Here is a 22,918-nt window from a genome sequence, read left to right as displayed (position 1 = left end):
AAAACACATCCTTTTCTGACGGTGCCCCGTTGTATCGCGACTTGCATGCCTACTCATTGATAAATCTTCGCCCCATCTTCCGTTTTTGATTATTCATTTTAAATTTTTAAATGAAATGGGATACTTATTCACATCCGAATCGGTGTCAGAAGGACACCCCGACAAAGTGGCCGATCAAATATCGGACGCTGTGCTTGACAAACTGTTGGCTTACGACCCCAGTTCGAAAGTAGCTTGCGAAACTCTGGTTACTACCGGACAGGTGGTGCTGGCTGGAGAAGTGAAAACCAAAGCGTACGTAGACCTCCAACTTATCGCACGCGAAGTAATTCAGAAAATCGGCTATACCAAAGGCGAGTATATGTTCGAGAGTAATTCGTGCGGCGTACTTTCTGCCATTCACGAACAGAGTCCGGACATCAACCGGGGTGTAGAGCGCCAAGACCCCATGGAACAGGGTGCCGGAGACCAAGGCATGATGTTTGGTTACGCCACGAATGAAACGGAAAATTATATGCCGCTTTCGCTCGACCTTGCCCACCGCATCTTGCAGGTGCTGGCCGATATCCGTCGCGAAGGCAAACAGATGACTTATCTTCGTCCTGATGCAAAGAGCCAGGTAACCATCGAATATGATGACAACGGTATGCCTGTCCGTATCGATACCATCGTGGTTTCTACCCAGCACGATGATTTCGTTCAGCCTGCCGATGACAGTGAAGCCGCGCAGCTGAAGGCTGACGAGGAAATGCTTGCCGTTATCCGCAAGGATGTGATCGGGATTTTAATGCCTCGCGTCATTGCTTCCATCCATGCCGAAAAGGTATTGGCTTTGTTCAACGACCACATCAAATATCATGTAAACCCTACCGGTAAGTTTGTAATCGGTGGCCCTCACGGAGATACCGGACTGACCGGACGCAAGATTATCGTAGATACTTATGGTGGCAAGGGTGCCCATGGCGGTGGCGCTTTCTCGGGGAAAGATCCTTCGAAAGTGGACCGCTCGGCCGCATACGCTGCCCGCCACATAGCCAAGAACCTGGTGGCTGCCGGTGTGGCAGACGAAATGTTGGTACAGGTGTCATACGCCATCGGTGTGGCGCGTCCCATCAATATTTTCGTAGACACTTACGGCCGTAGCCATGTAAACATGAGCGACGGTGAAATCGCCAAGAAGATTGATGAACTGTTCGACCTGCGTCCGAAGGCCATTGAGGATCGTCTGAAACTCCGTAACCCGATTTATCAGGAAACTGCCGCTTACGGACATATGGGACGTGAACCGCAGACCATCGTCAAGCATTTTAAATCACGCTATGAGGGCGACAAGGCGATAGAGGTTGAACTCTTTACCTGGGAGAAACTGGATTACGTTGATAAAGTGAAAGCCGCATTTGGTCTTTGATAATTTCCATTATCGACAATTTATTTTCATTCTCCGTTAAAATAGTAATCAGCATAGCTTTACAAGCTATTTATATAGAAAGCTGCCTTTCTGTCTACCGTATTCAGGTATGAAGGAGGCAGCTTCTTTTTTTTCTTCTCTACATCATCGTGTCTTCTTTACTCTTAGTCTGTGCTTGAAATACTTACCACCTTGGATGAAACTTTTTTTAAAAATATCGGCAATACAATTTGTTTTATATTTGTAAATCAAATTATCTTTGCCGTGATAGAAATATACAGTTGGTTTCTATAATGAAAATTATCGAAACCGAGAATTATAAAATGAGGAAACTATAGATGTATCGTGATGGAACTATAGACCTGTCATGAGGGATATATAGATGCCACACGTAGGATCTATAGTTCCTGCGGAAGGGAACTATAGACACCTCACTTCATCCAAACGAACTTGAAAAACATACATATCATGGAACAGAATATTACCAAAACAACCTGCTACTGTGGACGTTGCCATCGGGAACTGCCTGTAGAAGCCTTTTACATGAGACGGGATACGGGACGCCCCGACTGTTATTGCATCGCGTGCCGCAAGGAAATGAACCGTACCCGCTACCGGAAGTCACACATTGAAAACGGTAAACGCGATTATCCCGTGATAACGGATATCACGGACGGCGCACAACGCCTGTCACTCATCAGGCATGCTCTCCGGGTGATAAGGGAAAACACCGCACGCAAAGGCAGGAAACTGCGTGAAGCCGATTATCTGCACGAATATTAAATCTGACCACATACAAGCACATGGCACGAATCAAAAAACGGGGACTGGACTACTTCCCCATGAGTACAGACTTCATACACGACCGCGTTGTGCGCCGTATCATGAAGCGCGAAGGAGACGGTGCTCTCTCCATCCTGATAGGCACACTGTCGTATATCTATGCCGGTGAGGGTTACTACGTCCACGTCGACAACCTTTTCTACGAAGACCTCTCCGCCTGTCTCTACCAGCAGAGTGCCCAGGACGTTCACCGCATCCTGGCCCTTGCGGTGGAGTACGGCATTTTCGATACGGAACTTTTCAAAAAATACGGCATACTGACTTCCGCTGAAATACAGAACCAGTATCTTTTCAGTACGAAACGCCGAAAGAGTTCTGCCATAGAGGCGGACTACCGGTTGACGGAAGCGGAGGGAGAGACAGAGGAAGAAGACGGCAAGACAGCGGGACAAACGGAAAACCGTTCTGCACAAAAAGAGAATTCCGTGGCGCAGGAAGAGAATTTGTCCGCACAGGAAGACATCCCGTCCATGCAAGGTGAAAACCTTTTATTAACACCTCAAAATGTAACATTAACGTCCCGAAATGTTACATCCGGTACACATAGCATAGCACAGCATAGCATAGCACAGGATAGCAAAGAATACCCCCTCCTCAATAGTTCCCCCGAAACCGGAGGAACTCAAGACGCAGGCTGCGGACAGCCTGCGGAGGCAAAGGAGGAAAAGGGAAATTTTTCGATGCACAAAGAGTGGACAACCGGCGACATAGACCGTCTGCAACCTCCTCGGGATGGCGTGAAGCGTAATTTCGACGGATTGAAGTATAATCTGCGCCAGTTTGAAATTCCCATCCGTGAACAGTACGCCATCATCCTGAAAAGTAACTTCGGAGCCATCGGACATCCCATGTGGCGAGGATTTGAAGCATTACGTACCAGCCACGGGAAGATATGCCAACCGGGGAAGTATCTGTTGAGTCTGTGCAGGAGTCGGTAAATGATCAGTTATTATGGTAAACACATTTCGTGAACAAAAACGGTACTTTTAATTTTATCATGTACTATGCAAGTCTTATATTTGCATTGTGATTAAGCTTAAGACACAAAAACAAAACTATTTTATTAACAAGTTAAAAACTTACTATTATGCCAGTAATTTACAAAGGATTTCAATCCGTATTAGAAAACAAAGAAGGAAAAAAATTATTCTATCCTCGTGTGGTATTGACAGGCAACGTCAGCACCGCGCAGATTGCGAAGGAAATATCAGAATATTGTTCGCTCACCCCCGGTGACACGAAGAACACCATCGACAACTTGATAAAGGTACTCACCACCCACCTGCAAGCCTCGGAAAGCGTCACCCTGGACGGTTTTGGCACTTTCCGCATGGCGATGAAGTCCACGGGGAAAGGTGTGCCTACGGACGGAGAAGTTTCTGCCACGCAAGCCACCATTACTGTACGCTTCCAGCCTGCAGTCACCCGTAACCTGAACCGTACGGTTGCCACCCGTTCTATGGTGACGGGTGTGAAGTGTGTCCGTCTGGATGCCGTTCCGGGTTCAGGAAACGGTGGCGAAGGTGGAAACACCCCGGGAGGAAACGGTGAAGACCAGAACGAAAACCCGTTGGGCTGATTGTAGCGGGATGGCCGGACAAGCGATAAAACACAAAAAGGCGCGACGAAGTACGACAAAACGTAAAAGAGTGGAATAAAGCGCAACGCAACACGACAAAAGTTTCTGCAGAAACTCTATTCTCAATTCACAAAAACATTCATCACAAGCATCGCAAAGGAGGGGTTATCTCTTCTTTAGCCCCTCCTTTGCCTTGAAAATGAACGGGAGCTTTACTCAAAACAAACTAAGACTGAACTAAACTATTCGAAAGGAGGTGTAAAACTATGGCAATGAAAAAATCCGTTTGGGATGTTATCCTGAAAGTGGTTATAGCAGCTGTGTCGGCTTTGGCCGGGGCGCTGGGAGTGCACGCTACAAATGTATTGTAATACAATGTAGGACATAAAAGACGAATGTCGGGGGCAGTATGCAAAAGGAGCTCCGTACTGCTCTCCCGATTACTGAGATAACAAACAGTTTCACTAATTATCAACACGGTTAAAACATGAAGACTATACAAACTTTAAAAACTATTTTGCTAATGATGGTGACCTTATACAGCATTCAAGGTCACGCACAGGAAGACGTGATATACTACCCGCGTTTGAGGGAACAGATACAACCTTCCCCTATTTCACGGATTTATCCGCAATATTTGATGCATAAGCCTGATTTATCGACGGGAGCTATGGACATTTCCATCCTTCTGTATACGGCGGAAACTCCGGGTTTCAGCATACCTTTCGAACTGAAGTATCATGGTAACGGTATAAAGGTAACTGACCCGCATTTCCCGTTAGGGTATGGGTGGATGTTGAGTCCGGGTTTACGTATTACTCGTAATATCATTGGAAAAGCCGATGAACAAAGTACATGGGAGGTACGTACCAATAACTTCACTTACGAATATTTATGGAAACTGGATTCCCGGGACTATGATAAGGATGCTAGTCATGATGTTTTTTCAATACATCTTCCCGACCGGAACAATACGTTTCTATTGGAAAAGGATGGAACATCCTGGAAGGTACTGGCAGCTAATTCACCGTTAAAAATTACACCGGTATTTGATCAATATAAAAATTTGACGGAATTTTCCGTTACCGATGACCGGGGAATCATCTATAAGTTTGGCGGACAGTATATAGAGAAAGATACCCAGGTAGGATATCCTACGGCGTGGATGTTGTATGAGGTCATATTGCCGGGGGATACTTCCAATAAGATTACCATCAGTTGGGAGAAAGTCTTTGGAACGTTTGAGTCGGAAGAAATTTTGGGAGATTGCTTTGTTATACAGGACTATTTTTTTGAATCTACAGAAGAACCGGGTATGCCGGGACCCGGATACCGGACTTTTTGGCAGGAAGCTTATAATAACTCTACAAGTCAGGGACTTTATTTGTTGAAAGAAGTGAGAATGCCTAATCAGACAATCAGTTTTATCAATTACAAATACCCTTCGTGTACTCTGCTCACCGGGTTGAAGGTGAAAGATCCCGATGGGGTGATCAGGAAAGAATGTCGTCTGGAATATGAGGATTACAGAACTCTGAATACATTGTATGTCAGTGGTGAAGGTATCTATAATTTTGAATATTACGGAGGCGAATATATGGATACCCGTTCGCAAGATTACTGGGGATATTATAATGGTAAGCTCAATAGTACTCTTGTACCGAATTTTAAGATAAGAGTGTATGATACACATAACAGCTTGATGTATCCTATTGATGGTGCCGACCGCCGGATTGATTCATTGGCCATGCAGAACTTCATGCTGAAAAAGATAACCTATCCGACAAGGGGATATATGGAGATAGAGTACGAACCTCACCGGTTTGCTACTATAAAGTCATATAATACATTTGCCATTATGAATCCTCATGGCGATGAACTCTCTGAAGGTGGTGGGTTGAGAGTGAAGAGGACCGTCAGCTGTGCGGAAAACGGGGCACCTCAAGTGGTACGTACCTATAAATATGGGGTCAATGAAGACGGGAAGGGTATTGCTCCTCAGGTTCCCTTACCGGACATGTTTGTAAACGAACAGTCTTGTTTTGACAGCGCGCTGGGTACCACCACTGAAACTCCTGCATACCGTCAGCTGATTGTTTGTGGAACAGCCCGTTGCCTGGCCTGCCCTACCTATAATCCAAATGTCTGGTACAAGGAGGTAACCGAATATGAAGGAGAGTTGAAGACAACCTACAATTTTGATTACACAACCAATAATTCCAGTACAATGAGTGTCTATGATGGGTCTGGCAGAGATTTTTCACCTTTCTATATGCAGTCTTATAATAATTTGGCTCAGAAAGGCGCACGGCTCACCCGGAGGATTTCTTACCGGAAAGAGGGTTCTATTTACATTCCGGTTGAAAAAGAAGAATACAGTCATACTCTGATAGGAATAATAAACGGGGGAGAACCCATAAAGAATGTGACTACTGCCCGGCATTATACGGATTGTTCAGGTAACGGTGACTTGATGCCGTCGCATCCTATGGCCCGGACTGCTGCATATTATGTAGGAATTTATTATATCAACCTCCGTGATTGTGTAATGCGCAACAAAAAAACGACTCGCTACGAAGAAAATGATTCGATAGTAACTGTCCAATCGTTCGATTATGAATATCAGGACAATAGATATGCTCCTTTACGGTACAGTTCGCGGACCGACAGCAGAGGAGAAACTTATACGGATTATTTTTACTATCCATGGGATACGGAGATAAGTACCTTGATGACTTCCGGACAACGGGTGACGGTTGACCTGCTGCGAAGTACGAACCACATCAGCCAACCATTGGTTTACTTACGTAAAAAAGGAGATACGGAACTTTACAGGAAAATAGTTCAGTTCAGGAATTATGGAAATAATTTGCTGTTGCCCGAAAAGGAGTTCTATAAGAAAGGGAGTGGAACAGAAGAAGAACGTATTACTTATCAAGACTATGATAGTAGAGGGAATTTACTGGGAGCGACTCAAAGCCGGCTCAAAACAGTCTGGTTATGGGGATACAACAAAACGTATCCCGTAGCGAAAATAGAAGGAGCCACTTACGGTGAAGTGAAAAACTGGCTGGGAGAAAGTTTCATCAATGCATTGGCTGGTAACAAGAATGAAACATCCATCAAATCCTCGCTAAAGTCTCTGCGCAGCACACTTTCCAACAAGAATGTACTGGTTACCACTTACACTTACGTTCCCTTGACAGGCATTGATAGTATTACCGCTCCTAACGGGACAATAACATTCTATGTCTATGATGCGCAAGGCCGACTTATAGAGGTGAAAGACAATGACAATAAAATCATGGAACAATATGAATATCATTACAAACCCTAAAAATAGAAAAAACGATGAAACGATTTAAATTACTGATTCCATTATTATGTCTTTCCTGTACAACTTTGGCACAGGTCAGTACAGAGAATTATATCCGCACACGTACAATGCTGAAAGATGACGGAAGCAGTCATGTGGATAACATTGCTTATTTTGACGGTCTGGGACGCCCGTTTCAGACTGTGGAAAAAGTAGTGAAGGACAACATACAGACAGGTAACATACTTGTTACTTTGAAAGAGTATGATGCTGTAAGCAGGAACACGTACACATGGATACCAATTAAAACGGCTTCGGATTATATATCACCGGATAACTTTAAAAGTATGGCTCTAAGTAGCTATGATGGCGATGCGCGACCGTACAATCATTTTATTTATGATGCATCACCTTTAAATCGCATAACTGGTCAATATGGTCCCGGAGCGTCATGGGAAGGGCATCCTGTCTTGACGGGATATTCCGTGAACAGTGTCACAGCTCCCTTAAGTTGTATTAATTATACAGTAGCTGCTGGAAATACTTTGTATGCCAACGGGAATTATACGGCCGGCCAGCTTTCTGTTGTCAGAACCACTGATGAAGATGGGAATACGAGTTATACTTTCACAGACAAACAGGGGCATACAGTGCTTATACGCCAGATGAATGGTGATGATCCGTGTGATACCTATTATGTATATGATGATTTTGGAAATCTTTGTTTTGTACTGCAACCGATGTATCAGATGAATGCCGATCTTGATTTGTATGCTTTCCAGTACAGATACGATCAACGTAACCGTTGTATCTGGAAAAAACTGCCGGGAACCGCACCGACGGAATATATCTATGGAGATCTCGACTCGCCGACTTTTTCGCAGGATGGAAACCAACGTACCAATGGAAAATGGACATATTATCTGTATGACAATCTCGGCAGGCTGACTGAGCAAGGAGAATGTACCAATCAATCTGTAACCTCTAATGCAGTTGTGCAGATACAGAACTATTACGACGACTACAGTTTTGTAGGGAGCACCGGTTTCCCGGTGAGCCAGTTCACGAACGATATTTCCGGTTACGGTAAAGGCGCATTGACAGGACAAAAAGTAATCGGTTTCAATGTTTGCAGCCCTGTATGGAAAGCCTTCTACTATGATATTCGCGGGCGTGAAGTGAAACGTGTGGAAAGCAACGCCATGGGCGGTTACGATGTGACAGCGACCGTCTACAGTTTCACCGACAAGCCGTTGATTTTGACTCATACGCACACATCAAGCAAAAAGAACCTGGTGGAAGTTTATACCTATAGCTACGACTATGCGGATCGTTTGTTGAAGGTGCAACATAAATTGGATGACTTGGGCACTGTGACGCTTGCCGAATACGGTTATGATAACCTCGGACGCTTAAATAGCAAGAAGCTGGGTGGAACGGCGCATTCCTCCGCCTATTCCTACAACATCCGCAGCTGGCTGACGGGAATTACAGGTGGCAAGTTCACTCAGACACTGACCTACAACAATGGTAGCACAGGCTACAACGGAAACATCACTACTATGAACTGGACGGCAAACGGTAGCAGCCACAGCTATAGTTTCTCTTACGACGGTTTAAACCGACTGCTAAATGCCACTCACGGCGCAGGTCGCTTCACCGAGAAAGTGACCTCGTATGACAAGAACGGAAACATCAAAAGTTTGCAACGTTATGGACAGATTTCTGTTTCTGCTTATGGCTTGATTGATAATCTGACTTATACCCTGGACGGCAACCGGTTGAACCGTGTGGACGATGCGGCGACCGCTTCTGCCCACAACGGTGGCTTCGAGTTCAAGGACGGTGTGAAACAGGCAGATGAGTATGCTTACGACGCAAACGGCAATTTAACAAAAGATTTGAATAAGGGAATTAGCAATATTCAATATAATTGTTTAAATTTGCCTACAAGTGTCGGTTATTCTTCGGGCGGTTTTTCGCAGTTCGGCTATACGGCCGACGGGGTGAAACGGAGGGAGATTCTCCACACTGTAAGCGGAGCTGGAGATATTCCGTCTTATATTGTATATTGCGGGAATGTGATTTATGAAGACAATGTGGCCAAGTTTCTCCTGACAGAAGAAGGATATGTTACTCTTGCGGACAACACCTACCACTATTATGTGAAAGACCATCAGGGCAACAACCGGCTGGTTGTCAACAGTAGCGGCACAGTGGAAGAAGTGAACCATTACTATCCTTTCGGAGGATTGTTTGCAAGTTCTTCCCCAAGTGTCCAACCTTACAAGTACAACGGGAAGGAACTGAATACCAAGAAAGGGGTAAATTGGTATGATTACGGGGCAAGACAGTATGATGCGGCGTTAGGGCAGTTTACAACGGTGGATCCATTGGCGGAGAAGTATTCCTCAACCAATCCTTTTGCCTATTGTTTGAATAATCCTATAAAATATATTGACCCGACAGGATGTGATACAGTACCAGCAAATGAAGTTTGGGATTATAATTTGGTTAATTATAGAAGTAATGGCATAGGACTTTTAGACGAAAAATTTATTCCTGTAACAGTAAATGGAAAAGACAAATATCATTTACATAAGATAACAACAGGTGAAAATGAGGGGAATTATATGGCCATTGAGCAATTAGGTGTTGATGAGGAAAGTGGAACAAGAATGTATGAATATAAATATGTTGTAGGACGAGATAAATTTAATGATTTTAAAAGCGGAAATACCCAAGCACATGGGATGCAATATAATTGGGTAAAATATGCCAATGATAATGGTGTAGATGGAACAAAGGGAATATGGGAAAATATGAGTAAGGGGTATTGGAATATTATGACAGACCCACTGACATGGTTACCTAACCCTTTGGATGCAACAAATCTTATTCCTAAGTCATATTATCAAATAAAACCTTGGAATCGTTTTCTGATGCAAACAAGAGGACAATATACAATAAAGAAATATGGAACATATCAAAATGCTTTAAAAAGCAGAAGTATAGATTATCAAAAATGGAAACAGAATCATTATTAAATTTTAGCTTGGAATTTTCGGATAATATCTCATTGACAATTAATGAAAGAAAAGCAAACAAGATTATTTTGGGTGTTATCATTTCATTGGCATCGATAATATTCTTAAGTCCTATCATTTCTTTACTTGTTCTATTAACGTTAGGAAATGGTATATCTTTTGGACTAATTGCGACATGCATAGTATCTTGGATCATTTCTGGCTATTTATTAAAACTGTATTTATGGAATAAATATGGTAAGGAAGTTTTTATTATAACCAATGATAGTTTGTCCTTGTATTACGATTATCATTTTTTTAAAGACAAGCATCAAAAAATCTATTTCAAGTCTATTAGTGTATATATTGAATATAACGATAAATTAAAGAAGCTTACAAAGAAAGTCCTTGACGTTATTGGCGAACAGAAGAGTATAATGACTTTTCGTGTAGGAGATAAATTTGTCAGTACTAAAAATGAGCTTCCAATTGAGGTTATTGCAAATATTGCTAAACATCTGAAATGCTTGCAGTAATATTTCAGTCGCAGCGGATGAAGAACATCCGCTGCTTCCAATTATAAGAATCTTCAGATTCGGAAACAACATGTAGGGTGCTGGGGATATACAAGAGGTCGGAAGTCTAAAATGGCACTTCTTCATAACCCAAATTGAAAGTTGAAGCCTAAGTCTTTTGGTTTTATAGGAAATACTATTTAAATATATATACTGATGAATAAAATTATAATACTTATTTTAATATTACAAGCGGGTAGTTTGAAGACGTTCTCACAAAACTGGGACAAGATATCAAACAAGATTGCGTCTTGTCAGAAACAAGCATTGCTAAAACAAAATGATGAATCGAACAAGATTTTTAAATATTTTATAGAAGAATACGATGAGGTAAGAAGAGAAAGTCGTGTATTCGAACGGCTAAATATACAAAAGTGTGATACTATTTATGTTTTGGAGGAAACGGATCAGGTCAGTCTCTCGCTCTTATCAACAATCTGGACTCGTTCAAGTATGCTTTCGTATTCGTCTTCATATGCTGGCTGTAATAAATATAAAGTAGAATTAGTGAAAGAAAGATATTTTTCCAAAAGAATGATGGACTTGGCTTTTCAGTGGAATATACAAGAAATAAGAAAAGAAGAAAAGGCAAATCAAACATTACCATTAGAAATAATCTTTTTGACCAGGATCATCATAAGCGGAAAGAAGCCTCAAATTGACTGCATGATTTTTTGTGATTTTTGGAATTTAAATCATGATTGAGTCTCTCATATCACTACGGATATTCTTCTTCCGCTAGTTCCGATTATAAGAATTTCCCGATTCAAAGACCGAGAATAAAATAAGAAAAGCAATAGGTGAAATATATGGAACGAGAAAAGTACCGGAAGAACCATTGGAATAAGTTATTTATTTCAATAATAACGATCATAGGGGTAGTAGTTTTATGCCTATATCTGAAGTACTGTCATTCTGAAAAAGAAATGATAAATTCTAATGTCACAATTAGTACTGCTCCCCTTGTAATCTCAACCAATATAAAATGGTGTGATTCTATTTGTAAGGTAGTATTAGATGAGATTGAACTGAGGTCAGTTGTAAAGGAAGATAACTATAAAACGAAAATCTCTCCTGAAGGTTTGATTATGTTATCGGAGAAAGATACACTAATAGTAGACAGTCTTTCATATATGAAATTAAGAGAACATATCGTTGTTCCAGAGAATCGTATAGACTCTATTTATCAAAGTGAAGGAATACAGGGTTTATTATCAGCTTATTTTGATGAGATGTGGTTTACTCCATACTGTAACGATGATAATATATTAAGTTTGTCAGAACAAAGGTATGTTATTTATATCTTATTGCAACATGACTTTTCTGCGATAATAGATTGTGAATCTGGTTGTTTATATATAACAAAAAATACTAGTTTACGATAGATATCTGTTGCAGCGGATGTTCTTCATCCGACGTGACGAGTGTTGAAAACCAATTAAGATCAGAACATGGTCTTCCATTGAGAACTCATTACGGAATATCAAATGGGAAAGGAGATCCGCAGACTCCTTTATTAAAGAAAGGAACCGGAGTAAGTTTGTATTATAGAAAGATTGTAGGCATAGGCGGAGTAACAGTACCAACTACTCCTTATATTTATTAATTATTAAGGATGTGTCAAAAGTGAAATGGTAGAATATAATAACTAAACCAGGCATTTGGCACATTCTTGTTACTTTAAAATTATGAAAAGAATTATTATCCTCATTCTCTTGTTACAAATAGGGGTTACAAAGATGGTAGCGTAAAATTGGAATAAAATATCCAATAAGATTGAGTCTTGCCAAAGACGTTTAACAGATTCTTCTGAAAAGGAATATATTTCTTATACCAAGAAATATAATAAAGTGAGAAAGAAGTATCATGTTTTTCAAGATTTAGATGTGAACACTCTAAATGATACCATTTTTATATTAGAAATACATGGAGAGTCTTTCGAATCATTGATGTCAACACTTTGGACACGAAAGGATTTGCTTTCTTACGAATGCGATCAATGGGATATTCATGATTTTGAGAAGAGTAAAAAGCCTTTCTTTATAAAACAAATGATGGAATTATCTTCTCAATGGAATATTGAGGAGATAAGAAAAGAAGAAAAGCTTCATTCGAATTTGATACCTCGTAGAATGGTCTATTTAACAAGGGTAATCTTTAGTAAAAAGAAAAGTAAAATAGAATGTATTTGTTTCTTCGATTTCGATGATGTAATGTACTCATTATAACTTGAATCATCTGTCGCAGTGAATGAAAAACATCCGCTGCTTCTGTATATAAGAAACCCTGTTTCTCGGGGATGAGCGGCATGCCTTCAGGGCTTGCCTACGAAGCGGATAGCGGATATGACGCTCGTTTTGACGGAACTGCCTCGGGAAAAGGATACCTGACAGGCACACGAAGTTTCTGTTTGGGAGGGTCTGCTGGGGCGGTCGTCTCCGCCTTTTACTATGATGCGGATGGCAGGATGGTACAACAGCGTTCCACCAATCTGATGGGCGGTTTCGACACGGACTTCCTTTCCTATTCCTTCAGCGGGAAACCGCTCAAGCACAAGCATGTGCACACCGCTACAGGGAAACCGGCGCATACTGAAGTGTACACCTATACCTACGATTCTGCGGAAAGGCTGAAAGAGGCCTGTCACAAGCTGAACAACCAGGCGGAGGTGTTGCTGGCAAACAACACTTACGATGAATTGGGCAGGTTGAGCGGGAAGCAGTTGCATGGGGGTGGTTCCAATGCCGGTCAGTTTACAGAGAAGGTGTCGGTTATTCTTCGGGCGGTTTTTCGCAGTTTAATTGCAAGGCAATAACCGGTCGGGATTGAAAATCCTTGCATTCATAACTTACCGGATGGAAGTTTCCGGCGAGAAGAAGAAAAGTAAGAGTCTATAGTGGCAGAGAACACTATTCCAACGGTATAGCATATCATATCCGACCATAGGAAACCGTGTCCGAAAATCAATGAGCCAAGCGGAGTGTTTCGCACGGCATTTGCCCAATCAGCTTGATATAGTTGACTGATTTCAATTCCATAAGCAAAGAGTAAGGAACTCATAGCAGCTGTAAATACAGATACGGAAGGAAAAAGAAAACGTAATCCTCCATAAACCATAACGGCCCAAAGCGTGTCACCGGCATATTTTGCAATGAATGCGGGTAACAGTTCACCGTATCTCCGGGAAGCAAGGCCAGTCAATATGACAAGGAAAGTAATAACTAGATATGCCCAACGTCGGTATTTCATAGGGTGGGATTTTAAATTAGGGCAAATTTAGGAAAAATCAGTAGAATGGGATAACTTCCATTGTTTAAGTTTGAATTTTGTATCTCTTATTTCAAATCTCCTTGAAATCATGTACCTTTGTCCCCATATAATATAAGGTATAGAGTAAGACGATGAATAAGATAACTTCCGTATGTGTATACAGTGCCTCAAGCACAAAGATTGACCCGGTTTATTTTGATGTGGCGCGTGAATTGGGGAGGCTGTTGGGAGAAAAGCATATCCGCCTGGTTAACGGTGCGGGGAATATGGGACTCATGTCTGCTGTAGCCGATGCCGTGATTGCTGCCGGGGGAGAAGTGACCGGTGTGATTCCCCGTTTCATGGTGGAACAAGGTTGGCATCATACGGGACTTACCGAACTTGTTGAAGTGGAAAGCATGCATGAACGTAAAAAGATGATGGCTGATCTAAGTGACGCTGTTATTGCTTTGCCCGGTGGATGCGGCACACTGGAGGAACTGCTTGAAGTCATCACCTGGAAGCAGCTGGGGCTCTATCTGAATCCGATTATCATACTGAATGTGAAAGGTTATTTTAACCCTCTGCTTGATATGCTCCGGAAAGCGGTGGATGAAAACTTTATGCGCGAGCAGCATGGCGCTATCTGGCATGTGGCACAGACACCGCAGAAAGCTGTGGAGTTGATGTATGGCACTCCTCTTTGGGATGTCTCTATCCGTAAGTTTGCAGCGATATGATAAACCTGTTGATAGCTTGGATGGTGTCGGGGACGGAAGGAATTCCTATTCCTTATTCTCCAAGAATGGACGATGGCATTACTGTGATTCTGCTATGTTGTTTCTTCCTGTCAGCTTATGTCTTGTCCCGTAGCCGTAAATTTTTGCTTCAGTTGGTAAAAGATTTTCTGCTTCATCGCGAACGTACCAGCATATTTGCTACTTCTACGGCTGCTGATATGCGATATTTACTTTTGCTTATTTTACAAACCTGTATACTTGCGGGGGTTTGTTTGTTCAATTACTTTAATGATACAATTCCCGATTTGGTACAGAGGGTACCGCCCTTCATTTTATTGGGAATTTATGTCGGAACCTGTCTTGTATATCTGTTTCTGAAATGGGCGATATATTCTTTTTTAGGTTGGATTTTTTTTGACGAAGGTACAACAACTCTTTGGCTAGAGTCTTATTCTACACTACTTTATTATTTGGGGTTTGCCCTTTTCCCCTTTGCTCTGTTCGTTGTCTATTTTGATTTGAATTTGCAGTCTACAATGATAATCGGATTGCTTTTAGCCTTTTTTACTAAAATATTGATGTTATACAAGTGGTTAAAGCTTTTTTGTAACAATTTATGTGGCGGTTTGCTTTTAATTTTGTACTTTTGTGCCCTTGAAATCATTCCTTGTTTCATGTTGTATCGGGGTATGATTCAACTAAATGATTATTTGATAATAAATTTTTAGGACATTGAAAATTAAGAAAGTACTTGTGTCGCAGCCGAAACCGGCATCAGAGAAATCTCCTTACTACGACATTGCCGAAAAGTATGGTGTGAAAATAGATTTTCGCCCGTTCATCAAAGTGGAGAGCCTTTCCGCGAAAGAGTTCAGACAGCAAAAAGTTTCTGTATTGGACCATACTGCCGTTATTTTCACGTCACGTCATGCCATTGACCACTTTTTCCATCTTTGCACGGAATTGAGAGTGACTATACCGGAAACCATGAAATACTTTTGTGTGACCGAAACGATTGCTTTGTATATTCAAAAATATGTGCAATATCGCAAACGCAAGATTTTCTTCGGAAATACCGGAAAGTTCGATGATCTTTTACCCTCCATCGTAAAGCATAAGACTGAAAAATATCTCGTGCCGATGTCGGATGTACATTCAGATGAAATCAAAAATCTATTGGATAAGAATAAGATTCAGCATACGGAAGTTGTGATGTACCGTACAGTGAGCAATGATTTTACTCCTGATGAAGCGTTTGATTACGACATGCTTGTGTTCTTCAGTCCGGCAGGTGTAACTTCCTTGAAGAAAAACTTCCCGAACTTTGAGCAGAAAGAAATTAAAATCGGAACATTTGGCTCAACAACTGCGCAAGCCGTTCGTGATGCCGGACTTCGTTTGGACTTGGAAGCTCCCAGCGTGCAGGCTCCTTCTATGACGGCTGCACTTGATATGTTTATCAAGGAGAATAATAAAGGAAAATAAACCTTATATAGTTACAAATTACGAATTACAAGTTACGGCTGGAAATATGTGGCGAGAGTCATGTTCCTGTAATCTTGTAATTCGTAATTTGTAATATGTAACTCATAATTATATAAGTGGCAAATACCCTGCGTAAGCCCGAAAGGCTCAATAGAAAAAAAGTAATAGAAAAGATGTTTGCGGGCGGATCACGTTCGTTTTCTGTCTTTCCTTTGCGTGTGGTATATCTGCCGGTCGGGGAGTTGGATGCACCTGTTTCCATCCTTGTCAGTGTCTCAAAACGCCATTTCAAGCGGGCGGTGAAACGCAACCGTATGAAGCGTCGGATACGTGAGGCGTACCGTGTGAATAAGCAGGAACTATTGAATGTATTGGCTCAAAAGCAAATTCGGTTGGCGGTCGCTTTTATTTATTTGTCGGATGACTTGGTGGCTTTCTCGGTGATAGAAGAAAGAATGAAAACCGCTTTGGCTCGCATTGCCGAGAAAATCTTAACTATCGAAAAGGAGGAAGTTGTTGAAACAGTTGCAACTGCTGAAGCGATTGCTATGGGAGCTGAGGAAACTCAATCGGTGCAAGAACCATGAAACGTTTGCTTTCATATCCGTTGTTGCTTCCCATTTATTTTTATCAGAGGTGTATTTCTCCCATGATTTCTCCTTCGTGCCGTTTTACTCCTACCTGTTCTCAATATGCTGTTGAAGCGATCAAAAAACATGGCCCTTTAAAAGGGCTTTACCTGGCAATCAGGCGAATTTTGCGTTGCCATCCTTGGGGAGGTTCAGGATACGACCCTGTGCCTTGATAAATTTCTTTATTATTCATTCTCCCACTAAATGCAACCTCTCTTTTGATGACAATAGTTCCCGTCGATATACATACTCATAATTTACTGCAAACACCCGGTACGGCCATCGTAAATTATTATCCTGAGGAATTTACTCCTCAAGAAGGAGGCTGGTATTCTGTGGGCATACATCCCTGGAGAGTTCATTCATCTTTTGAGGATAGTATGCAAGCCGGACGGTTGGCTATTCAGAATGAAGCCGAACGAATGTTTTCCCGCGAGTTGGTTGCTCATCCACAGGTGCTGGCAATAGGAGAGGCAGGGTTGGATAAGCTTATCGATACTCCCGTCCACGTACAAATAAAAGTTTTTGAATACCAGGCACGTCTTGCCGATGAGATAGGCAAGCCGTTAATCATTCATTTAGTGAGAGCCGTAGACGAATTGTTGAAACTAAAACAAACTTTATGCCCTTCTGTTCCCTGGATTATTCATGGTTTCCGTGGGAAGCCTGCTTTAGCGCAGGAATTTCTCCGTCATGGTTTCTATCTCTCTTTTGGCGAAAAGTATCAGGCGGACGCGCTCCGCACAATTCCTTCCGGTTGCCTTTTCTTAGAGACGGATGAAAGCAGGATACCTATAACCGAACTTTATCAGTGCGCTGCCAAAGTACGTGGAATATCCTTGGAACAACTTGAAGAAACGATTCGGGAGAATATCGGTAAAGTCTTTTTTAAGCGATAAGAGTTGTTTGTTCAGATAAAGTGTCGTACTTTTGCACTTACAAAGTATAAATCAAATAATTAATCAGTAATCATTCGATGAATTTTGTAGAAGAATTAAAATGGCGTGGCATGCTCCACGATATGATGCCGGGTACAGAAGAACTTCTGGCTAAGGAACAAGTTACCGCTTATATCGGTTTCGACCCTACTGCGGACTCTTTGCACATCGGACATCTTTGCAGTGTGATGATATTGCGTCATTTCCAACGCTGCGGACATAAACCGTTGGCATTGATTGGAGGAGCTACGGGTATGATTGGTGATCCTTCAGGGAAATCGGCAGAGCGTAATCTGCTTACTGAAGAAACGCTGCAACGCAATATGGCAGGCATGAAGAAACAGTTGAGCAAATTCCTGGACTTTGAATCGGATGCTCCTAACCGTGCTGAGTTGGTAAACAACTATGATTGGATGAAAAACTTCTCTTTCCTTGATTTTGCACGGGAAGTGGGCAAGCATATCACCGTAAACTATATGATGGCTAAAGATTCTGTAAAGAAACGTTTGAACGGTGAGGCTCGTGACGGTCTTTCTTTTACGGAATTTACTTATCAGCTGTTGCAGGGCTACGACTTCTTGCATCTGTACGAAACCAAAGGTTGTAAGTTGCAGATGGGTGGTTCAGACCAGTGGGGCAACATCACTACGGGAGCAGAGCTGATCCGTCGTACTAATGGCGGTGAGGTATTTGCCTTGACAAGCCCGCTGATTACGAAAGCTGACGGCGGTAAGTTCGGCAAGACCGAATCCGGAAACATCTGGTTGGATCCTCGTTATACTTCTCCATACAAATTCTATCAATTCTGGCTGAACGTGAGCGATGCCGATGCGGCCCGCTACATCAAGATATTCACGGCGTTGTCCAAAGAAGAAATTGACGCGCTGATTGCCGAACATGAAGCGGCTCCGCATCTGCGTGTCCTTCAAAAGCGTCTGGCCAAGGAAGTGACCATTATGGTTCATTCCGAAGAAGATTTCAACGCGGCCGTTGATGCTTCCAACATACTTTTCGGTAACGCTACTTCCGATGCCTTGAAGAAATTGGATGAAGACACATTGCTTGCCGTATTCGAAGGAGTACCTCAGTTTGAGGTATCCAAAGATGCATTGTCGGCCGGGGTGAAAGCAGTTGATTTATTTGTAGACAATGCCCCTGTATTCGCTTCTAAAGGCGAAATGCGTAAGCTTGTGCAAGGTGGTGGCATTTCTTTGAACAAAGAGAAACTGACAGCTTTCGATCAGGTAGTTACCACTGCCGATTTGTTGGATGAAAAATACCTGCTGGTGCAGCGTGGCAAGAAGAATTATTACTTGATTATTGCTAAATAACAAGGGATACAAAAAAATAGTCCCGAAATATTTGCATATTTCGGGACATAATTCTATCTTTGCACCGCTTTTTAACAGAAAGCACATAAGTTTGGACTATGGTGTAATGGTAGCACAACAGGTTTTGGTTCTGTTTGTCCAAGTTCGAATCTTGGTAGTCCAACAAGAAAGGCTCTGATAATCGATGATTGTCGGAGCTTTTTGTTTTCTAACCCATGGGTATTGCCACCATATTGGCACAGCATTGCCATTAAATTGGCACGGTCGTGCCACCGAATAGGCAAAGTTGTGCCAATATGGTGGCACAAGCGTTAAAACAAAGGTTGGAATGTAGGCCGATTTAATCGGAAAGATATAAGTGTGCGCTTCGAGTCAGTTCGGGAGGATATCCGCAACTTTCCAATAACTTGATGGCGTTTCGTTCTGTTGTAATTCCTGTCTTTAGCTTGTAGTCAAAGTATAAAACATCTTCTTTTACAGCCTCGCAGAAATGATATGACTTGTAATTGTTACTTAAAAGGTTGGAAAGTTCTATATCGTGTGAAGAGGTGAGGACTAAATTCCCTTTTTCTGCCAGCCAGGAAAGAACGGCTTGCGTGATGGCAATTCTTTCTTGGGTATTGGTGCCTTTGAATAACTCATCCAAAAGGAACATGCAATTACCATTGCTTTGGTTGACAAAATCTTTGATGGTCAGAACTTCTTGCATGAAGTAACTTTTGCCTTCTGCAAGGTTGTCGTTCTGGCGGATGGACGAGAGTAAAATCAAGTCGGTATCTATTTCAAAACATCGGGCGAAACAAGTATCCAGAACTTTGGCTGCCAATAGATTAATGCCGATGGTACGGATGAAACTCGTTTTACCGGACATGTTCGAACCGGTTATCAGTGCGGATTTGTCATGCAAAACAAGGTCGTTTGCTATGCAATCTTTTATTAAAGGATGATATACCGCTTGTGCACGTAACCGTTCTCCTTCACTGTTCTTTCCGGGTAGACAGTAGTAAGGTAATGTTTCCCTAAGTTCTGTTACAGAAACAATCATATCAAGGAAACCTACGAAACGGTAAATGTTGTGGATGGCATAAATCTTGTCTTTCAATAAGTCGGAAGTCCTAAACACTGCGTAAGCTTCGTACAGAAAGAATATCCGTACTTGTTCGGCGATGAGATAGGCTATAATAGCCATATCGTTCTCCAGGCGAAGGTTGAAACGGAAATAAGAGATATATCGTTTCAGTCCTTTCACGACTTTGAGGTCGTTTGCGATTTCAGGACTGGTGGCGGATAATTCCTGTCTTTGTGCCAATTGCTCCGCCTTTTTAATCAGTTGAAGAAGCTGCGGAATGGAGAAGTAGTATTCTTGTATTTTAGCTTTGTTGTGATAGTGCAGGAAAATATTTGCAAGGAATGAGCAGATAAGCGGAATAAGAATTATCAGCGAATGGTTAATGAGCAGCAAGGCAAGAAACAGTAAAGGGAGAAAACGGCAAATCTGAATACAACGTTTCTCCCATTGGGACATGTTGATAACCGGGTTTTCCAGAATGGATGCTATGGAATAAGCATCCGGATGTTTTAGCTTATCCAGTGTCTTTGTCAGGAAGTTACGTAGTTCACTATCGGTAGATAAAGTTGCGATGAGTTTTTCCTGTTTGCCCATGCCCGAATCTTTCCCGGATAATAGAAAATAATATAAATATTGCTGGCCTATGCACGAGTGGCAGTTGTCCAGCCTTCCAAATAACTCATTCAGATTTAAATCTTCCGCACAATTTGCCGGTAAGATCAACTTGTCGTGTTTTTCCTTAAAATGGAGATATCCGGATATTTCAGATAGATTATTCATTTTCTTTATGTAGGTTGATTGCAAAACTAATGGATTTTTTCTTTCTTTGTACAATATTGACAGATAATTGGAACAAAAAAGCAATGCATTGCCGTTTTCTTTTGCTACATTTGCATCGTGTACGTAAACGACGTGCAATCAGGTAACTGACTTTATAACTTAAAACGTAATAAAATCATGAAAACGAACTATGAAATTCGCTATGCCGCGCATCCCGAAGATGCGAAGAGTTATGATACAAAAAGAATACGTCGCGATTTCCTCATAGAGAAGGTATTCTCCCCGAACGAAGTTAATATGGTATATTCCATGTACGACCGTATGGTGGTAGGTGGTGCCATGCCGGCAGGCGAGGTACTGAGCCTTGAGGCTATCGATCCTCTGAAAGCTCCTTATTTTCTGACCCGTCGCGAAATGGGTATATTCAATGTAGGTGGTCCCGGCATTGTGAAAGCCGGAAACGCTGTGTTCGAACTTGATTATAAAGAGGCGCTTTACTTGGGCTCGGGCGATCGTGAAGTCACTTTCGAGAGCCTGGATGCTGCCAAACCCGCTAAGTTCTATTTTAATTCCGTGACTGCTCATCGCAACTATCCTGATAAGAGAGTGACGAAAAAAGAAGCTGTAGTTGCCGAAATGGGTAGCTTGGAAGGTTCTAATCACCGTAACATCAACAAGATGTTAGTGAACCAGGTGTTGCCTACCTGCCAGTTGCAGATGGGTATGACGGAATTGGCTCCGGGCAGTGTATGGAATACGATGCCTGCGCATGTACATAGCCGCCGTATGGAAGCTTACTTCTATTTTGAAATTCCCGAAGAACATGCCATTTGCCACTTTATGGGTGAAGTAGACGAGACACGCCATGTGTGGATGAAGGGCGATCAGGCTGTCTTGTCTCCCGAATGGTCTATCCATTCTGCCGCTGCGACTCATAATTATACTTTTATATGGGGTATGGGTGGCGAGAACCTGGATTATGGCGATCAGGACTTCTCTTTGATTACCGATTTAAAGTAAGAATAACAAGTGAGGCGGCTGTGCCGTTTGTGTTTTAGATAATAATTTGTAATAACATTTTTCAACCTAAAATAAATAAACATCATGAATCAGTATTTGAATTTTTCTTTGGAAGGTAAAGTAGCCCTCGTTACAGGTGCTTCTTATGGTATCGGTTTTGCTATCGCTTCAGCTTTTGCAGAACAAGGTGCAAAAATCTGTTTCAACGACATCAACCAGGAATTAGTAGACAAAGGTTTAGCTTCATACGCTGCTAAAGGCATCAAAGCTCACGGTTATGTATGTGACGTAACTGACGAACCTGCCGTACAGGCTATGGTAGCTACTATTGAGAAAGAAGTAGGCACTATCGATATCCTTGTAAACAATGCCGGTATCATTCGTCGTGTACCTATGCACGAAATGGAAGCTGCCGACTTCCGTAGAGTTATTGATATTGACTTGAATGCTCCGTTCATCGTTTCTAAGGCTGTGTTGCCTGCTATGATGAAGAAAGGTCACGGTAAGATTATCAACATCTGCTCTATGATGTCCGAACTTGGCCGTGAGACTGTATCTGCATACGCTGCCGCTAAGGGTGGCTTGAAGATGTTGACCCGTAATATTTGCTCTGAATATGGCGAATATAACATCCAATGTAATGGTATCGGTCCGGGTTATATCGCTACTCCTCAAACTGCTCCTCTGCGTGAAAAGCAAGCCGACGGTAGCCGTCATCCGTTCGATACATTCATTTGTGCCAAGACTCCGGCCGGCCGTTGGTTGGATCCCGAAGAACTGACTGGTCCTGCTGTGTTCCTTGCTTCTGAAGCTTCTAACGCTGTTAACGGACATATCCTTTATGTAGACGGCGGTATCCTGGCTTATATCGGAAAACAACCTAAATAAGTAATTGATAATTGAAAATGGATAATTGATAATGGGACT

Annotated in this window: 22 protein-coding genes and 1 tRNA gene; 20 read left to right on the top strand and 3 right to left on the bottom strand. The window is 42.1% G+C overall.

Annotation, left to right across the window (positions count from 1 at the left end; genetic code table 11):
• Window positions 1-115: 115 nt before the first annotated feature.
• The 10 genes from metK to DXC10_RS01585 all read left to right on the top strand — a co-directional run bounded on the left by metK (window position 116) and on the right by DXC10_RS01585 (window position 12,132).
• The gene (gene metK / locus DXC10_RS01625; RefSeq protein ID WP_101542001.1) at window positions 116-1,408 is read left to right on the top strand and encodes a methionine adenosyltransferase; all 1,293 of its coding nucleotides are present in this window, start codon (window positions 116-118) and stop codon (window positions 1,406-1,408) included.
• Between the two features lie 468 nt (window positions 1,409-1,876).
• Window positions 1,877-2,191 (top strand): hypothetical protein, encoded by a 315-nt coding sequence (locus tag DXC10_RS01620; RefSeq protein ID WP_101542000.1) that lies wholly within the window; start codon window positions 1,877-1,879, stop codon window positions 2,189-2,191.
• 20 nt (window positions 2,192-2,211) lie between these two features.
• Window positions 2,212-3,189 (top strand): DUF4373 domain-containing protein, encoded by a 978-nt coding sequence (locus DXC10_RS01615; RefSeq protein ID WP_117737231.1) that lies wholly within the window; start codon window positions 2,212-2,214, stop codon window positions 3,187-3,189.
• Between the two features lie 149 nt (window positions 3,190-3,338).
• The gene (locus DXC10_RS01610; RefSeq protein WP_101541998.1) at window positions 3,339-3,830 is read left to right on the top strand and encodes an HU family DNA-binding protein; all 492 of its coding nucleotides are present in this window, start codon (window positions 3,339-3,341) and stop codon (window positions 3,828-3,830) included.
• A 272-nt stretch (window positions 3,831-4,102) separates the two neighbouring features.
• Window positions 4,103-4,201, top strand: coding sequence for a smalltalk protein (locus DXC10_RS16265; RefSeq protein ID WP_158557801.1), 99 nt, complete (start codon window positions 4,103-4,105; stop codon window positions 4,199-4,201).
• Window positions 4,202-4,317: 116 nt separating this feature from the next.
• The gene (locus DXC10_RS01605) at window positions 4,318-7,167 is read left to right on the top strand and encodes an RHS repeat protein (protein ID WP_101541997.1); all 2,850 of its coding nucleotides are present in this window, start codon (window positions 4,318-4,320) and stop codon (window positions 7,165-7,167) included.
• Window positions 7,168-7,181: 14 nt separating this feature from the next.
• Window positions 7,182-10,193: an RHS repeat domain-containing protein gene (locus tag DXC10_RS01600; RefSeq protein ID WP_101541996.1), complete on the top strand. Its 3,012-nt coding sequence runs from the start codon at window positions 7,182-7,184 to the stop codon at window positions 10,191-10,193.
• Complete coding sequence (locus DXC10_RS01595; protein WP_101541995.1) at window positions 10,172-10,708, top strand: hypothetical protein; 537 nt, start codon at window positions 10,172-10,174, stop codon at window positions 10,706-10,708. Before DXC10_RS01600 ends, DXC10_RS01595 begins: the two co-directional genes overlap by 22 nt.
• A gap of 195 nt (window positions 10,709-10,903) precedes the next feature.
• Window positions 10,904-11,452, top strand: coding sequence for a hypothetical protein (locus DXC10_RS01590; RefSeq protein WP_117737230.1), 549 nt, complete (start codon window positions 10,904-10,906; stop codon window positions 11,450-11,452).
• 221 nt (window positions 11,453-11,673) lie between these two features.
• A complete protein-coding gene (locus tag DXC10_RS01585) occupies window positions 11,674-12,132 on the top strand; it encodes a hypothetical protein (RefSeq protein WP_233519841.1) in 459 nt (152 codons plus the stop codon).
• A gap of 929 nt (window positions 12,133-13,061) precedes the next feature.
• Here DXC10_RS01585 and DXC10_RS16210 read toward each other — a convergent pair.
• Window positions 13,062-13,475 carry a hypothetical protein gene (locus DXC10_RS16210; protein ID WP_147331289.1) on the bottom strand — a complete coding sequence of 138 codons (414 nt, stop codon included), beginning with the start codon at window positions 13,473-13,475 and terminating at the stop codon, window positions 13,062-13,064.
• Window positions 13,476-13,588: 113 nt separating this feature from the next.
• Window positions 13,589-13,996 (bottom strand): DUF2809 domain-containing protein, encoded by a 408-nt coding sequence (locus tag DXC10_RS01570; protein WP_101541990.1) that lies wholly within the window; start codon window positions 13,994-13,996, stop codon window positions 13,589-13,591.
• Between the two features lie 152 nt (window positions 13,997-14,148).
• Here DXC10_RS01570 and DXC10_RS01565 point away from each other — a divergent pair, with 152 nt between their 5' ends.
• From DXC10_RS01565 to DXC10_RS01530, 8 genes are all read left to right on the top strand, one after another.
• The gene (locus DXC10_RS01565; protein ID WP_117737227.1) at window positions 14,149-14,736 is read left to right on the top strand and encodes a TIGR00730 family Rossman fold protein; all 588 of its coding nucleotides are present in this window, start codon (window positions 14,149-14,151) and stop codon (window positions 14,734-14,736) included.
• Window positions 14,733-15,464, top strand: a complete 732-nt coding sequence (locus DXC10_RS01560) for a DUF4271 domain-containing protein (RefSeq protein ID WP_101541988.1) — start codon at window positions 14,733-14,735, stop codon at window positions 15,462-15,464. The genes DXC10_RS01565 and DXC10_RS01560 overlap by 4 nt, the downstream gene beginning before the upstream one ends.
• 4 nt (window positions 15,465-15,468) lie before the next feature.
• Complete coding sequence (locus tag DXC10_RS01555; protein ID WP_101541987.1) at window positions 15,469-16,221, top strand: uroporphyrinogen-III synthase; 753 nt, start codon at window positions 15,469-15,471, stop codon at window positions 16,219-16,221.
• A gap of 116 nt (window positions 16,222-16,337) precedes the next feature.
• A complete protein-coding gene (rnpA, locus tag DXC10_RS01550; protein ID WP_101541986.1) occupies window positions 16,338-16,808 on the top strand; it encodes a ribonuclease P protein component in 471 nt (156 codons plus the stop codon).
• The gene (gene yidD / locus DXC10_RS01545) at window positions 16,805-17,026 is read left to right on the top strand and encodes a membrane protein insertion efficiency factor YidD (RefSeq protein WP_117737226.1); all 222 of its coding nucleotides are present in this window, start codon (window positions 16,805-16,807) and stop codon (window positions 17,024-17,026) included. Before rnpA ends, yidD begins: the two co-directional genes overlap by 4 nt.
• A gap of 48 nt (window positions 17,027-17,074) precedes the next feature.
• Window positions 17,075-17,752 carry a TatD family hydrolase gene (locus DXC10_RS01540; protein ID WP_117737225.1) on the top strand — a complete coding sequence of 226 codons (678 nt, stop codon included), beginning with the start codon at window positions 17,075-17,077 and terminating at the stop codon, window positions 17,750-17,752.
• Between the two features lie 77 nt (window positions 17,753-17,829).
• On the top strand, window positions 17,830-19,122 hold the full coding sequence (gene tyrS, locus DXC10_RS01535) for a tyrosine--tRNA ligase (RefSeq protein WP_101541983.1): 1,293 nt from the start codon (window positions 17,830-17,832) through the stop codon (window positions 19,120-19,122).
• A 92-nt stretch (window positions 19,123-19,214) separates the two neighbouring features.
• Window positions 19,215-19,285: transfer RNA gene (locus tag DXC10_RS01530), tRNA-Gln, on the top strand.
• Window positions 19,286-19,462: 177 nt separating this feature from the next.
• Here DXC10_RS01530 and DXC10_RS01525 read toward each other — a convergent pair.
• Window positions 19,463-20,971 carry a hypothetical protein gene (locus tag DXC10_RS01525; protein ID WP_117737224.1) on the bottom strand — a complete coding sequence of 503 codons (1,509 nt, stop codon included), beginning with the start codon at window positions 20,969-20,971 and terminating at the stop codon, window positions 19,463-19,465.
• Between the two features lie 177 nt (window positions 20,972-21,148).
• On the opposite strand from DXC10_RS01525, the gene kduI reads away from it, so the two are divergent.
• Both kduI and DXC10_RS01515 read left to right on the top strand, forming a co-directional pair.
• Window positions 21,149-21,991 (top strand): 5-dehydro-4-deoxy-D-glucuronate isomerase, encoded by an 843-nt coding sequence (gene kduI, locus DXC10_RS01520; RefSeq protein WP_101541981.1) that lies wholly within the window; start codon window positions 21,149-21,151, stop codon window positions 21,989-21,991.
• An 84-nt stretch (window positions 21,992-22,075) separates the two neighbouring features.
• Window positions 22,076-22,879 carry a gluconate 5-dehydrogenase gene (locus DXC10_RS01515; protein ID WP_101541980.1) on the top strand — a complete coding sequence of 268 codons (804 nt, stop codon included), beginning with the start codon at window positions 22,076-22,078 and terminating at the stop codon, window positions 22,877-22,879.
• Window positions 22,880-22,918 lie beyond the last annotated feature (39 nt).

This window comes from Bacteroides sp. OM08-11 (assembly GCF_003438665.1).
In the GTDB taxonomy this organism is placed as follows: domain Bacteria; phylum Bacteroidota; class Bacteroidia; order Bacteroidales; family Bacteroidaceae; genus Bacteroides; species Bacteroides cutis.
This window is presented reverse-complemented; position numbering and strand designations above follow the sequence as displayed.

Excerpts from the sequence above, each read along its gene's own strand:
- DXC10_RS01590 (WP_117737230.1), top strand. The coding sequence starts at position 10,904 with ATGAATAAAATTATAATACTTATTTTAATATTACAAGCGGGTAGTTTG.
- yidD (WP_117737226.1), top strand. The coding sequence starts at position 16,805 with ATGAAACGTTTGCTTTCATATCCGTTGTTGCTTCCCATTTATTTTTAT.
- DXC10_RS01560 (WP_101541988.1), top strand. The coding sequence starts at position 14,733 with ATGATAAACCTGTTGATAGCTTGGATGGTGTCGGGGACGGAAGGAATT.
- kduI (WP_101541981.1), top strand. The coding sequence starts at position 21,149 with ATGAAAACGAACTATGAAATTCGCTATGCCGCGCATCCCGAAGATGCG.
- DXC10_RS01570 (WP_101541990.1), bottom strand. The coding sequence starts at position 13,996 with ATGAAATACCGACGTTGGGCATATCTAGTTATTACTTTCCTTGTCATA.
- DXC10_RS01515 (WP_101541980.1), top strand. The coding sequence starts at position 22,076 with ATGAATCAGTATTTGAATTTTTCTTTGGAAGGTAAAGTAGCCCTCGTT.
- DXC10_RS01595 (WP_101541995.1), top strand. The coding sequence starts at position 10,172 with ATGGAAACAGAATCATTATTAAATTTTAGCTTGGAATTTTCGGATAAT.
- DXC10_RS01615 (WP_117737231.1), top strand. The coding sequence starts at position 2,212 with ATGGCACGAATCAAAAAACGGGGACTGGACTACTTCCCCATGAGTACA.
- DXC10_RS01585 (WP_233519841.1), top strand. The coding sequence starts at position 11,674 with ATGATAAATTCTAATGTCACAATTAGTACTGCTCCCCTTGTAATCTCA.
- DXC10_RS01620 (WP_101542000.1), top strand. The coding sequence starts at position 1,877 with ATGGAACAGAATATTACCAAAACAACCTGCTACTGTGGACGTTGCCAT.
- DXC10_RS16265 (WP_158557801.1), top strand. The coding sequence starts at position 4,103 with ATGAAAAAATCCGTTTGGGATGTTATCCTGAAAGTGGTTATAGCAGCT.
- DXC10_RS01600 (WP_101541996.1), top strand. The coding sequence starts at position 7,182 with ATGAAACGATTTAAATTACTGATTCCATTATTATGTCTTTCCTGTACA.
- DXC10_RS01605 (WP_101541997.1), top strand. The coding sequence starts at position 4,318 with ATGAAGACTATACAAACTTTAAAAACTATTTTGCTAATGATGGTGACC.
- DXC10_RS01565 (WP_117737227.1), top strand. The coding sequence starts at position 14,149 with ATGAATAAGATAACTTCCGTATGTGTATACAGTGCCTCAAGCACAAAG.
- metK (WP_101542001.1), top strand. The coding sequence starts at position 116 with ATGGGATACTTATTCACATCCGAATCGGTGTCAGAAGGACACCCCGAC.
- DXC10_RS01610 (WP_101541998.1), top strand. The coding sequence starts at position 3,339 with ATGCCAGTAATTTACAAAGGATTTCAATCCGTATTAGAAAACAAAGAA.
- tyrS (WP_101541983.1), top strand. The coding sequence starts at position 17,830 with ATGAATTTTGTAGAAGAATTAAAATGGCGTGGCATGCTCCACGATATG.
- DXC10_RS01525 (WP_117737224.1), bottom strand. The coding sequence starts at position 20,971 with ATGAATAATCTATCTGAAATATCCGGATATCTCCATTTTAAGGAAAAA.
- DXC10_RS01540 (WP_117737225.1), top strand. The coding sequence starts at position 17,075 with ATGACAATAGTTCCCGTCGATATACATACTCATAATTTACTGCAAACA.
- DXC10_RS16210 (WP_147331289.1), bottom strand. The coding sequence starts at position 13,475 with ATGCAACTGCTTCCCGCTCAACCTGCCCAATTCATCGTAAGTGTTGTT.